The sequence below is a fragment of the Flavobacterium phragmitis genome (assembly GCF_900112575.1).
GTDB lineage: Bacteria > Bacteroidota > Bacteroidia > Flavobacteriales > Flavobacteriaceae > Flavobacterium > Flavobacterium phragmitis.
The window spans coordinates 277,041-290,362 of sequence record NZ_FOMH01000009.1; the positions used below are offsets into that span (position 1 = coordinate 277,041).

10 protein-coding genes are annotated in these 13,322 nt (G+C 32.5%); 4 read left to right on the forward strand and 6 right to left on the reverse strand.

The window, feature by feature from the left end; genetic code table 11:
* Positions 1-170: 170 nt before the first annotated feature.
* Positions 171-1,883 (reverse strand): tetratricopeptide repeat protein, encoded by a 1,713-nt coding sequence (locus BM289_RS17075; RefSeq protein ID WP_091495748.1) that lies wholly within the window; start codon positions 1,881-1,883, stop codon positions 171-173.
* Between the two features lie 1,418 nt (positions 1,884-3,301).
* Here BM289_RS17075 and BM289_RS17085 point away from each other — a divergent pair.
* Together BM289_RS17085 and BM289_RS17090 are read left to right on the forward strand one after the other, a co-directional pair.
* Positions 3,302-4,276 carry a ribonucleotide-diphosphate reductase subunit beta gene (locus BM289_RS17085; protein ID WP_091495751.1) on the forward strand — a complete coding sequence of 325 codons (975 nt, stop codon included), beginning with the start codon at positions 3,302-3,304 and terminating at the stop codon, positions 4,274-4,276.
* Positions 4,277-4,294: 18 nt separating this feature from the next.
* Positions 4,295-5,989, forward strand: coding sequence for a ribonucleoside-diphosphate reductase subunit alpha (locus BM289_RS17090; RefSeq protein ID WP_091495753.1), 1,695 nt, complete (start codon positions 4,295-4,297; stop codon positions 5,987-5,989).
* A gap of 177 nt (positions 5,990-6,166) precedes the next feature.
* Here BM289_RS17090 and BM289_RS17095 read toward each other — a convergent pair whose 3' ends face one another.
* Both BM289_RS17095 and ribB read right to left on the reverse strand, forming a co-directional pair.
* The gene (locus tag BM289_RS17095; protein ID WP_208610260.1) at positions 6,167-6,739 is read right to left on the reverse strand and encodes a Crp/Fnr family transcriptional regulator; all 573 of its coding nucleotides are present in this window, start codon (positions 6,737-6,739) and stop codon (positions 6,167-6,169) included.
* 1 nt (position 6,740) lies between these two features.
* Entirely contained in the window at positions 6,741-7,403 is a 663-nt protein-coding gene (gene ribB / locus BM289_RS17100; protein ID WP_091495755.1) for a 3,4-dihydroxy-2-butanone-4-phosphate synthase, read from the reverse strand.
* Positions 7,404-7,589: 186 nt separating this feature from the next.
* On the opposite strand from ribB, the gene BM289_RS17105 reads away from it, so the two are divergent.
* Positions 7,590-9,191, forward strand: a complete 1,602-nt coding sequence (locus BM289_RS17105; protein ID WP_091495757.1) for a Na+/H+ antiporter — start codon at positions 7,590-7,592, stop codon at positions 9,189-9,191.
* Positions 9,192-9,350: 159 nt separating this feature from the next.
* On the opposite strand, the gene BM289_RS17110 is transcribed toward BM289_RS17105, so the two are convergent.
* Positions 9,351-9,794, reverse strand: a complete 444-nt coding sequence (locus tag BM289_RS17110) for a PaaI family thioesterase (RefSeq protein ID WP_091495759.1) — start codon at positions 9,792-9,794, stop codon at positions 9,351-9,353.
* A 132-nt stretch (positions 9,795-9,926) separates the two neighbouring features.
* On the opposite strand from BM289_RS17110, the gene BM289_RS17115 reads away from it, so the two are divergent.
* Complete coding sequence (locus BM289_RS17115; RefSeq protein ID WP_091495829.1) at positions 9,927-10,340, forward strand: winged helix-turn-helix transcriptional regulator; 414 nt, start codon at positions 9,927-9,929, stop codon at positions 10,338-10,340.
* 305 nt (positions 10,341-10,645) lie between these two features.
* Here BM289_RS17115 and BM289_RS17120 read toward each other — a convergent pair whose 3' ends face one another.
* Together BM289_RS17120 and BM289_RS17125 are read right to left on the reverse strand one after the other, a co-directional pair.
* A complete protein-coding gene (locus BM289_RS17120) occupies positions 10,646-12,418 on the reverse strand; it encodes a MutS-related protein (protein WP_091495761.1) in 1,773 nt (590 codons plus the stop codon).
* Between the two features lie 62 nt (positions 12,419-12,480).
* Complete coding sequence (locus BM289_RS17125; protein ID WP_091495763.1) at positions 12,481-13,314, reverse strand: universal stress protein; 834 nt, start codon at positions 13,312-13,314, stop codon at positions 12,481-12,483.
* Positions 13,315-13,322 lie beyond the last annotated feature (8 nt).

Below are 13,322 nucleotides of genomic sequence, written 5' to 3' on the forward strand. Positions count from 1 at the left end.
AATTAAAAATAAAGCAAATGTAGAAATTAATATTCTTAAACCAAGAATAATTTGTTTTAAAAGAGTTTTTCGACGCACTTTTGCTAAAAATTAAGAATCACTTAAGCAGATTTTAATTTTTATTTAATGTTGAATTTTTTTAAAACAATTTACATTCAGAAAAACTCGAATTAAATAGGATTAAAAAGTGAATCATATTTATCTCCAAGTTTTTTCTTTAGTCGCTGTTTTGATTTTTTTACTGCATCATTTGTAATTCCCAACAGTTCTGCAATTTCGTTATTGCTGAAGTCGAGTTTCTGAAGCAGTAAAATTCGTTTATTAGAATCGGTTATCTCTGGAAATTTTTTTTGCAGAAGAGCATAAAATTCAGGGTATTCTTTCTGGAATTCTCTTCTAAACGCGTTCCAATTATTATCGGTCATTAAATGTGATTCCAGTAAGGCACTGAGTTTTCTTTCTCTTTTTTCTATATAAGATGAAGAAGAGTTTTTGACATTTTCAATAGCCAGTTTAAGGTTTTTTATCTGAATGTTTTTCTCTTTCAGATAGCTAATCTGAGATTTCAGGTTTTCGTGAACTTTAGATAGATTTTCTTCTATTTTTAGTTTTTCTAATTCTAAAGATTTCACTTTCTCTTCATATCTTAAATGTCTGCTTTTGTATTGTTTACTAAAATACATGAATACCAGCAGAACCGCAGAAAACAGCATCATAAAAATGATGATATAGAAGTATCTCAAAGTTGTTTCGTATTTAACAGCTTTTTCTGCAGTATCAATATTTTGTTGGAATTTTGCCTTTTGAATAAGCCAGTTGGCTTTCTTGATAGCAATGTCACCATCTTCATTTTGCAGTGAATCTTCAATAATTATCATTCTTCTTCTCAAATTCAATTCGTTTTCTGTTGAATCTTGCAATTTTAGAATTTGCAGTTTCAATTTGATGATCTGTAGTTCCGATTTTTTAAAATACGATTTCGAAATAGCGATACTTTCAGCCTTATTTAAAAATACAAAAGCTTCTTCCAGCTGTTTGTCTTTTACCAAAACTTCGGCCAATAAAATTGAAGCATACATAGTATTCTGATCACTTTTATTCTGTTCCGAAATTTGAATATCTTCTTTTAATAATGCAATGGCTTTTTTATAATCGCCTTTTTTCTGACTGATTAAAGCTAAATCGCCAAGTGCTTTGGCGTATCTTACATCGTCGTGAATTTTTTTGGAAAGCTTTGCCGTTTCGTTCAAATAAAAAGAGGCCATTTTATGATTTCCAATATTGAAATAGTTCATTCCAATGGAGTTCATAATAGAAGCATGGTCGGAGGTGTTTTTTGCAGCTGTTTTTTCAGCAAGTCTTAAATAGTGTAATGATTTATTATAATCACCAAAAGTGTATAATATCCATCCAATTCTTTTATAAGTTTCTGCGGCAGTTATAATTTGGTTCGCAGCTACTGGCTCTATTTTCTCCATTAATTGCAACAAAAAAGGAGTAAGCTTGATATAATCTCTGTAATAGTATAAGTAATTAATGTAATTAAGTTTTGACCAGATTTCTAAAGAAACATTTTTCGATGACTTGGCTTTCTGAATAGCATTGATGTAATAAGAATCTGAAGTTTTGTTAAGCGAATTATGAGCATTACTAAATCCGTTTGCCAATAAACCTAGATAAATAACCTCGTATTTTGGATGGTGATTTAAAGGCTGTAGATAATTTCTTAAAGAAGTTGTATCTCTACCGAAATTCTTTTCTTGTTTAAGTATAGATTCAATATCGCGGAGATAATTTTTAGAGGAATTAATTTGTAGTTCTTGGGCATTTATAAGGAATGCATGAAGGAATAAAACAACAAAATATATTTTTTTGGCAGACATTAAATTTGTTTTGGCAGATGATTTTATAACAGTAAAATTAGTGAAAAAATAATGTCTTCTTGGGAGTAAGACTCTTGGCGATATTTGTAAAGTGTTGTTCTATTATGTTTTAGCCTGTAAAATGTCCCCAATTTGTCCCCCGGTTAAAGCGCATATTTTAATCGTTAAATTGTAATTTTGATTTGATTTTTTTTGCTGGCAAGTTAAATTATTCATCAGGGAATTTTTCAGGTATTAATACCCTATTTCTATTAAAGTTTTTGATAAAAGTAATCGGAAGCTTTTTTTCTCAAATAAATATAGTCTATGATTAAAAGCTACTCATTTAAAATATAAAAACGCCTTTTTTTGTTAATCTGTTCACTGCAAAACGGTCAGTAATAGGCTGTGGCAGTTGGAGGAAATTATTCCGGAGCGTCTGGATTTTTAAGTTTTAGGGTTAGAGAGGTATCCTGCATTACAGCACAAAACAACAGAGGCAGTTTGTATAGAGGCATACAGCAGTCTTTTGTTATTGATATAGATTTAGGGATTGATAGTCCAGAAATAGACTTATCATTTGTAGTTTATCCAATCCAGCCACAAATTTTCTGATCCTAAAGCTCCGGAAAATCTTAATAGAGATTTTCGTTATTCGTTATTTTGAATATCTGATACTGTTATAGCAAATAATAAAATGGTAATCATCTTTGTGATTTTCCAGATGTGTTTTATTTTCTTAAAAATTTTAAGGAAAATAAAACAGTTAAAAAAATTAGTTTCCCAAAACTAACTAACTACCCCCAATGTTAAAAGTCTGCTTTCAAAGCAGACTATTTTGGTTTTGTATTTTGCCTTTTCTACTTACAACTTCCACAGCGAATTTTTCTTTTCTCAGACGTTTTCAGACGAAAAATTACTTTTGATGTTTCTTGTAGTTAAAAAGATTCTTGTAAAGTTATTAATTATAATTCTGAGGCCTATTTAGAAAAGGTTTATTATGTAATAAGCTGTAATAAAAAATGTTATAAAAAAATCCAGCACCTTGCTATTTAGAATTATTATTAATAGGAGATGTTTTTTTATTTCAAGATAGAGGATTGATTTTCTGTTTTTATAATTGACCTGTTGATAACTGTTTTTGATTTTGCACCCCTAAAAATGACTTTTTAATGTTGATAACTTAACATTGATTTTAGGGAAACAGCTAGTTCATTGACAATTACACGAGATTGTTTTACTGTTGATAAAATTTACAAAACCACGATTTTTGGCTGTTTCAAAACTGTTGATAATTGATAGGATTTTTAACATCAAAAACTGGACAAGAGAAGAACTGTGGACTAAATTTGTAAATATAGAAAGTACGCTAATACCACCTACAAATCGAGCGGATGATTTTCTATGTTTCATTTTTGTCACTTAAAACTCTATATATTATGTCAATTTTCGATAAAAGAATCAATTATAAACCTTTTGAATATCCTGAGGTTCTGCAATTTACCGAGGCTATTAATAAAGCGTACTGGGTACACACCGAAGTAGACTTTACAGCCGATACACAAGATTTTCATGCGCATTTAAATGGAGCCGAAAAAACCGCAATCAAAAACAGTTTATTAGCAATCGCACAGATTGAGGTAGCCGTAAAAAGTTTTTGGGGTAATATATATGAGCATTTTCCAAAACCAGAATTCAACGGATTAGGAACAACTTTCGCGGAATGTGAATTTAGACATTCTGAAGCTTATTCTCGTTTGCTGGAAGTTTTAGGGTATAATGATGAATTTGAAAAGTTATTAGATGTTCCTGTAGTTCGCAGACGTGTAGATTATCTTTCGAATGTTCTAAAAGACACTAAATCTCAGGACAACAGAAAATATATGGTTTCGCTGATTTTGTTCAGTATTCTAATTGAAAATGTTTCATTGTTCAGCCAGTTTGCTATTTTATTGTCTTTTACAAGATTCAAAGGATATATGAAAAATGTAAGCAACATTATTGCATGGACTTCAATCGACGAGCAGATTCATGCTAATGGCGGAATTTACATCATTAACAAAATCCGTGAAGAGTTCCCGGAATATTTTGATGCAGAAACTTTAGAATTAATCCGTAAAACGGTGAGAGAATCAATTGATGTTGAAGCGGCTATTCTGGATTGGATTTTTGAAGATGGAGCAATCGAAACTATCAACAAAGAAGAGTTGGTAAACTTTATGAAATTTAGAGTTGACGAAAGTCTAAGACAAATCAATATAGAAACAATTTTTAATGTATCGCCGCAAGATTACGCTGCGATGGCTTGGTTTGAAGAAGAGGTTTTTGCAAACAGTTTAGATGATTTCTTTGCAAAACGTCCAGTAGAATATACGAAACACGATAAAAGCATTACAGCAAACGATCTTTTCTAATACAAGCCCATAATACTTATGAATACAATAGACACAAACCCAGTAAATAATTTTGAACCACAGAACGGTAGTAAGATGTGGTGGAAAAATTCAGAAAGCGAACAAATTTTAAATCGTGGTTATCTTCTAAAAGGTGAAACAGTCGAAGGTGCAATTGACAGAATCTGTACTGCCGCTGCTAGAAGATTATACAAACCAGAATTAAAAGAATCTTTTGTTGAAATGATCGAAAGAGGGTGGATGAGTATAAGTTCTCCAGTTTGGGCAAATATGGGAACAGAAAGAGGTCTGCCAATTTCTTGTTTTAATGTTCACGTTCCAGATAAAATTGAAGGAATCACACATAAACTGGGTGAGGTAATCATGCAGACTAAAATTGGTGGCGGAACTTCTGGTTATTTTGGTGAATTGCGTGAACGCGGAAGTGCTGTAACAGATAACGGAAAGAGTAGTGGAGCAGTAAGTTTTATGAAACTTTTTGATACGGCTATGGATACAATCTCTCAAGGAGGTGTTCGTCGTGGTGCATTTGCAGCTTATTTGGATGTAGATCATCCGGATATTGAAGAGTTTTTAAAGATTAAAAGTATTGGAAACCCAATTCAGAACTTGTTTACAGGAATTTGCGTGCCAGATTATTGGATGCAGGAAATGATTGATGGTGATGCAGAAAAAAGACAAGTTTGGGCAAAGGTTTTAGAGAGTCGTCAGCAAAAAGGATTGCCTTATATCTTTTTTAGTGACAACGTAAATAAAAATAAACCACAAGTTTATAAAGACCAGAATTTAAGAATCAACGCTAGTAATTTATGCAGTGAGATTATGCTTCCGTCAACTCATGACGAATCATTTATCTGCTGTCTTTCTTCTATGAATTTAGAGTTATACGAAGAATGGAAAGATACTGAAGCCGTAAAATTGGCTATCTTTTTCTTAGATGCTGTGCTACAGGAATTCATCGAAAAAACAGAAGGAAACTATTATCTTTCTGCAGCCAATAAATTTGCCAAAAGACATCGTGCATTAGGTTTAGGTGTTTTAGGATGGCACTCTTACTTGCAAAAAAATATGATTCCGTTTGAAGGAATGGAAGCTAAAATGAAAACGACTGAAATTTTCAAACATATCAGTGATAAAGCGGATAAAGCAAGTCAGGAATTGGCTAGAATTTACGGTGAACCAGAATTGTTAAAAGGGTATGGAAGACGTAATACAACCACAATGGCAATTGCACCAACAACTTCATCATCTGCAATTTTAGGACAAACTTCGCCAGGAATTGAACCTTTCAGCAGTAATTATTACAAAGCCGGATTGAGTAAAGGGAACTTTATGCGTAAAAATAAATACCTAAAAAAACTGCTTGAAGAAAAAGGCTTAGATAATGAAGAAGTCTGGAGAGGAATTATGCTAAATGGAGGAAGCGTACAGCATATGTCGGAGCTAACAAAAGAAGAAAAAGATGTCTTTAAAACATTTAAAGAAATCAGTCAGTTGGAAATTGTACAGCAAGCAGGGATCCGTCAGAAATTTGTTGATCAGGGGCAAAGTTTGAACCTTAATATTCCAGCAGAATTGGCTATTAAAGATGTAAACCGTTTAATGATCGAAGCTTGGCAGCAAGGTGTTAAAAGTTTGTATTACCAAAGAAGCCAAAGTGTTTCTAAAGAATTGGTTACAAGCCTTGTTTCTTGCAGCAGTTGTGAATCATGAAAAAACAGAAGCCGAATCTTATTTTAGATTCGGCTTTTTTATTGTTTTAGAGTTTCACGCAGATTTAAACAGATTTGAGCAGATTTTTTGTAATCAGACAGTTTTGTCATTTCGACGAAGGAGGTTCTAGCTATAGAGAATTGGCGAAGCACATCTTCTACATTCAAAATAAAAAAACTAAGTCTTAGACTTCAATCGACTCAAAGTTTCCTGAGAAATATTAATATAAGAAGCTACAATTTTATTAGGAAGCCGTTTCACAATTGTCGGATTAATTTTCAAAAGTTGATTGTATCTCTCCAAAGCATCCATAGTTGTAAATGACATTAATCGATTAGCATTGTTTACATAAGCTTTCTCCAGATAATTGCTGTAAAATTCACGCCATTGTGGAATGATTTTCATTAAATAATTAAAATCTTCATGTGTAATTGCCAGTAATTCTGATTTCTCAATTACCTGAATATTTTCTTGAGCGGGATTTTTGGTTATAAAACTCACCAAAGCCGTTGCAAACTGATTTTCAAAAGCGATGTATCGGGTAACATCTTTTCCTTCTTCATTAATAAAAAAGATTCTTACACAGCCTTTTCCAACAAAAAATGTCTGCTGGCTAATTTGTCCTTGAGCAAGCAACAGTTCTTTTTTGGTTTTCTTTAAAGGTTTAAAATAAGAAAGAATCGTATTTAAATCATCCTCAGAAACGTCAATGTTTTTTTTGATGTAATTACTAAGCTGTTCGTATATCATTTTAGTTGTAATCTCGCACGAATTTACGGTAATAGACAATATCTTCAATCGACAGAACTATTAAATCGTAACGCTGAGCAAAACTAATTATTTCATCCAGTTTTGCCATTGTTCCATCTTCATTCATTAATTCGCATAGAACTGCTTCCGGTTTTAAATTAGCGAGTTTCATTAAATCTACACTTCCTTCGGTATGGCCGTTTCGTTCTAAAACGCCATTATTTTGGGCTCTTAAAGGAAAAATATGTCCCGGTCTTGCTAAATCTTCAGGTTTAGCATTCGAAGCAATTGCAGTTTTAATCGTGGTAATTCGATCTGTGGCAGAAACTCCCGTTGTAACTCCGTTTTTAGCTTCAATGCTAATCGTAAAAGGAGTTTGAAAACTGCTGGTGTTTTCTTTTACCATATACGGAAGTTTCAATTGATCGGCTTTTTCATTGGTTAGACACAAACAGACAATACCACTGCATTCCCGTATCATAAGAGCCATGTCGGCAACATTCATATATTCTGCTGAAAAAATCAAATCGCCTTCATTTTCACGGTTTTCATCGTCAATTAAAAGAATTCCTTTCCCGTTTCTAAGTTGTTCCAAAGCGTTTTCAACACGTTTTTGGCATGTGATTCCAAATTGTACCAATGGATTTATTTCTGTACTTATCATTTTGTATATTATGTAATGGATTTGAAAAATAGAATTTCAAATGTACAGCTGTCCAGAATGCAAAAGTTTGATGTAAGTCAATAAATTGAAGTTTCTTTTTTTAATGATATTTTAATTTGGTTCACAAAAATCTTAATTTAGCCATCACAAATTATCATCCCAAACAAATAAATACCCGCAGTAAAAATGGAGAATATCACAGTAATTATAATGTTGCTTTTTGGTGTAGCATTTTTAAGTCTAGTTAGTAAAAGATATAATTTTCCAATACCAATTGTTTTAGTGCTTTGTGGTGTAATTATCAGCGCTGTTCCCGGACTTCCAGTTATTGCATTAAATCCCGAAATTGTTTTTATTATTTTCCTGCCGCCACTTTTATATCATGCCGCATGGCATACCAGCTGGTCGGATTTTAAACAATCAATTCGCCCAATCACTTTAGCGGCTGTTGGACTGGTATTTTTTACTACAGGATTAGTTGCTGTTGTGGCGCATTGGCTTATAGATGATATTTCTTGGCCGTTAGCCTTCTTACTTGGCGCTATTGTTTCGCCTCCAGATGCGGTTTCGGCAACAGCGATTACAAAAGGACTTGGATTAAACCCAAGGTTGATTGCCATTTTAGAAGGCGAAAGTTTGGTAAATGATGCCAGTGGTCTTGTGGCTTATAAATACGCTCTGACAGCTATTACGGCTGGAAATTTTGTTTTATGGGAAGCAGGATTAAACTTTGTTTTAATGTCGATTTTAGGTATTGCAATAGGATTGGCTATTGGTTTTATAATGTACTACATTCATAAAAGATTTGTTTGCGATGACATCATCGAAGTGACACTTACTTTGTTGACACCATTTTCTGCTTATCTGCTTGCAGAGCATTTTCATGGATCTGGAGTTTTGGCAGTTGTTACTACGGGACTTTTCCTAGCAGCAAGATCTGGAACTATTTTTTCTCATGAGAGCCGAATCATGACCAATACAATCTGGGACGTTTTAAATAATATTCTGAACGGTTTAATCTTCATTTTAATCGGATTGCAGTTAAGACAGATTATGGAAGGAATAGGCAGTTATTCTGGCAGTTCTTTGATTATATGGGGAGCGGTAATTAGTGTGGTTGTAATTGTTGTTCGCTTTTTATGGGTAGTTCCAGCTACAATTTTACCAAGAATGTTCAGCAAACGAATACGAGCCAAAGAAGAATTTGATTACCGAAACATGATTGTTTTTGGTTGGTCGGGAATGCGTGGTGTGGTTTCTATGGCCGCTGCTTTGGCGCTTCCGTTAATGTTGAATAAAACAGAAGAATTTCCGCTTCGTAATCTAATTATTTATCTGGTCTTTTGTGTGATATTGTCCACTTTAGTTATTCAGGGTCTTACACTTCCTTGGCTGATTAAAAAGCTTAAAATCGAACGTTATTCAATTCTGGCTGAAGAATATGATATTCGTAACAAAATAGTTTCAGAAACGATTGCGCATATCGAAGATAATTTTTCTTTGTTGGATGATGAATTGCTTCATAACATTAAAAGTAAATACGAAGTAAAGTTTAACCGACTGCAAAAGACGGAACTTCCTGCAAACTTTTTTGGAAACGGAAAAGTACTAGGTGGACAAATTTTCAACGAATTTACCAGAGTACAAATTGATCTTTTGAATGTGGAACGTAACAATTTGGAAAGTATGCATAAAAAAGGTTCTGTAAACGAAGAAATTTTCAGAAAAATTGAGAAAGAACTGGATTTAGAAGAAACCCGCTTGTGGATGGAAATGTACGAAGAATAAATATTTAAAATTCCAATAAATTAAATTCCAAATTCCAAGTTAAACTATATAGAAGTACGTGCAGTTTGTCATTCTGAGGAACGAAGAATCTTCGCAAGTAACTCCACAAAGTGAAAAAAGCTCATTCAAAGTTTCAAACTTTGAATGAGCTTTTTTAAATTAAACAGGAATCTTAACATCACTTAACGCTAAGTTTGCACTTGCCTGAGCCATAATTTTAGAAGTATTTTTATTGGTTACTTCTGCTTTTATATTGATAATTGTTTTTCCCAATTTCGCCAAAGTAGTTTTTAAGATAACAGTTTGTGATTCAAATGCCGGATTGAAATAATCGATGTAAAGATTGATTGTTGGGTAGAACTTTTCAAGACCTAAAACCATAAAATTAACGCCAATACAATCGTCTATAATTGCAGCTGTAACGCCACCATGGAGCATTCCGACCGGATTTGTCATTTCTTTTCTGACTTCAAATTCGAATTCAACATTTTCTTTTTCAACAGCAATCACTTTTCCGTTAAGCCAATGCGCAAAAGGAGAGGGACTTCCTGTAAAATGTTTTCCAATATAACTTTGGAGAAATTCTAGTCTTTTATTGTCCATTTTTATTGATTTTTAAGTATTAAAACTATATAATTTGGTTCTCTTGATAGTATTGAATAAATTTGCTTGCATTTTGCAAGTGCAAAGATATTGATTGCTTGCGAATTGCAAGTTGTTTTTAAAAATATTTTTATGGCGAGTTCAAAAAAGAGATCAGAATGTCCGATAAGTACTTCTTTAGAAATATGGGGAGATAAATGGTCGTTGCTGATTATTAGGGATTTGATGTTCAAAAAACAATGTACTTATGGTGATTTCTTAAAATCACAAGAAAAGATTGCTACCAATATTCTGGCCAGCAGGCTTTTGGTTTTAGAAGAAAATAATATAATCGTAAAACTGGAACATCCGGAAAGTAAAGCGAAAGTATTATATCAATTGACTGAAAAAGGAATTGAATTATTTCCTGTTTTAGTCGAAATCAGTTTATGGGCAGAGAAATACTATGATATTCCGAAAGAAAGAGAAAGTCTTATTGCTAAAGCCAAAAATAATAAGGCAGAGTTTATAGCAAAAGGTATAAAAAAAATGAAGGAAGGATTATGAGCTTGTAAGTATATGTAATTTAATCTCGCAAAGTCGCTAAGACGCAAAGTTTTATCATTCCCAAAAGTTATGCTCAATCTTGTCATTTCGACTGAAAGGAGAAATCACACTAGGAATTCCGCATAGTATTTCGCCAATCTTTGTCGAGTTACGAGTGTGATTTCTCCTTTCAGTCAAAATGACAAACTATATGGTTGCTTCATTAAAAAACTCTGTTTCTTAGCGACTTTGCTAGATTAAATCATTTTCTAAATAAACTAGAAACTTAAGCATAACTCATAACTCATAACTCATAACTTCTTCACTTAAATAACCCCCATTTTCTGCATCAAAAATGTAGCACTTTTGTTTTTGCAAATGCCATTTCTGAGTTTGTAATCAAAGTGTAATTCGTTGTTTTGAATCTCTACTTCAAAACACTGATTCGTTAAAATTTCAGGATATTCGTTTGTTGTCAAGCAGACTTCGATGTCGTGTGTTGCGATGGCTCCGATAGCTTTTTTGGAAATTATTTTCTTTACGACTTCAATTGTTCCGTTTCTTTTATCGTCAGAATTTGTTCCTCTTAAAATTTCATCTAATAAAACAAAAGCAGGTTGATTTTCAAGCTCATCCATAATCTGTTTTAAACGTTTAATTTCAGCAAAAAAGTAAGACTCACTATCCGATAAAGAATCTGATAATCTCATTGAAACTAATACTGGAAGTGGATGTATTTTAGCCTCTGAAGCACAAATAACTGAACCGATTCCGCCAAGTACCATATTGATTCCTAAGCTTCTTAAAAAGGTACTCTTGCCAGACATGTTAGAACCCGTCAGAATTACGAAAGAAAGCGGATAAAAATTAGTGTCATTTCCAATTCTTGTGGTGGGATTTAATAATGGATGACTTAAGTTTTTAAATTCAATTTTATATTCAGAATTGATTTCTGGGAAAACAAAATCAGCATTATTGTAAGCTAAATTGGCTAGACTGTTTAAAGCTTCAATTTCGCCAATAATAGAAATCCATTGATCAATTTCTGAAGAATAGTTTTCTTTCCATTTCAAAAGCGCTTTTAAAACGTGCAGATTAAATAAAAACGTTCCGTTGAATAAAAGTGCAGTAACAAAATTATTTATAGTATCCATTCTTGAAAACAACTCAGAAAGCTGTTTCAAATGCTGGCTTGCCTTTGTGTTTTTATAAACAAGCTTTTTTTGCAAACGAATTAGCTTTTTAGACCGGAAAGATTCGTTCTCAATTTTCTCAATCAATAAACCGTATTGTTTTATGATTTTATCAATATTATCTGCTTTTGCTATCTCGGATTTAATTCTTTTGGTCGCCATTCCTAAGACAATTAAATTCCCAATAAAAATATAAGTTAGATACGAAAGAATGATGACTTTTGAAGTAATAAAATAAGCCGTCAAAAATCCAAAAAATAAGGTTGGAAATATAATTGAAAGTGCGATTAGAACTTTAGGTAAAGAATTATTATTAAAAGAAGACCAATGTTTTATTGCTTCATAAGATTGTTTAGAATCTTGACTAATAATACCTAAAGCCTGAAATTCCTGGCGCCATTCTAATTTGCTTTTTAATTCATTTATGGCTTCTTGATTTTCTAAAATTTCAGTTTCAGGAAGTGTATGTAATAAAAGATTGGCAAGAGTTTTTTTTCCGATGAAGGTTGCGGTTCTATTTAGATTTTGAAATAGGGAATGTTCTCCAAAAATATCTAAATCGTACGCGTATGGATGATGAAAATCGATAAACTCTGTTGCGTTTTCAAAAGGTGTTTTTTCTCTTTTTAAGAAAGTAATTTCGTTTCGATTAATTTTTAAAAGCGTATCAGCAAGCAGTTTCTGAAAAGATAGTCGTGAATGTATTTTCATTAAAAAAATAAAACCAGCAAAAGATAAAACAGCCAGAATAACATAAAGTATTTCATCTGTTTTAATGTAATTGTATATAAAAAACAATAAGAGAAAAATACTTAACAGCCTCAAAAGGCTTATGCTGTTGTATTTTTTGTTGGTTTTATAATATAGTTCTGAATAAATTTCGATTTTGTCTTGGTATGCTTTCATTGTATTATTTTACTGAAATACAAATATAACTTTTAAGAGAGAAAATCGACGGTTATTCTATTTTAATCTTCATGCATAATCAATACAGGAATGGAAACTTCTTTGGATATTTTTTTACTGAAACTGGAATCGAAAAGACTTTCAAAGAAAGATCTTTTGTGTGTAATAGTGGTCAGGATATCAATGTCTTTGTAAAGAATAAAATCGGTAATGGTATCTTTTACATCATCACTTGGCAGAACCAAAAATTCGACGTTTTCACCTGCAAATTCTTTTTCCCACTCTTTAATAGTTGTATCAGTAACATCAGAATTGGAAGTTCTTACATATAAGCTTTTGACTTTAGCATCTGTTTTTTTAGCGATTTTGAGGATTTTTTTAAGTTCCTTTTTATCTTTTTCGCGGTAACGGGTAGTAAAGCCAATTGTTTTTACTTTTTTGTATTTAGCATCAACAGGAACGCATAGCACCGGAACTTCAACACCAGAAATTACAGAACTGGTATTAGAGCCTGTAAAGAATTTTGTCCAGTCCGAAACACCGCTTGTTCCCATGATTACAAAATCGACTTGATCTTCTTCGACTGCATTTTTAAGATTATAGATTAAATCACCGTCCATTAGGCGGTGTTTGATCACAATATCATCTAACTTTCGTTCAGAAGCGATGGCACGCAGTTTAGGTATTTCATCTTTGAACATTTCAAATTTTGCCAATTCGATGGAACTGTATATAGAAGCATAATTCTCTGGAAAGAACTGGCTGTCGTAAACAGGAATCTCAAATGTATGAAGCAAGATCAATTCGGCTTTTACAACTTTAGCAAATTCTAAAGCATGGACAAATGCATTTGTAGCAGCATCAGAGAAATCGGTAGGGAAAAGTATCTTTTTCATTTTATTGA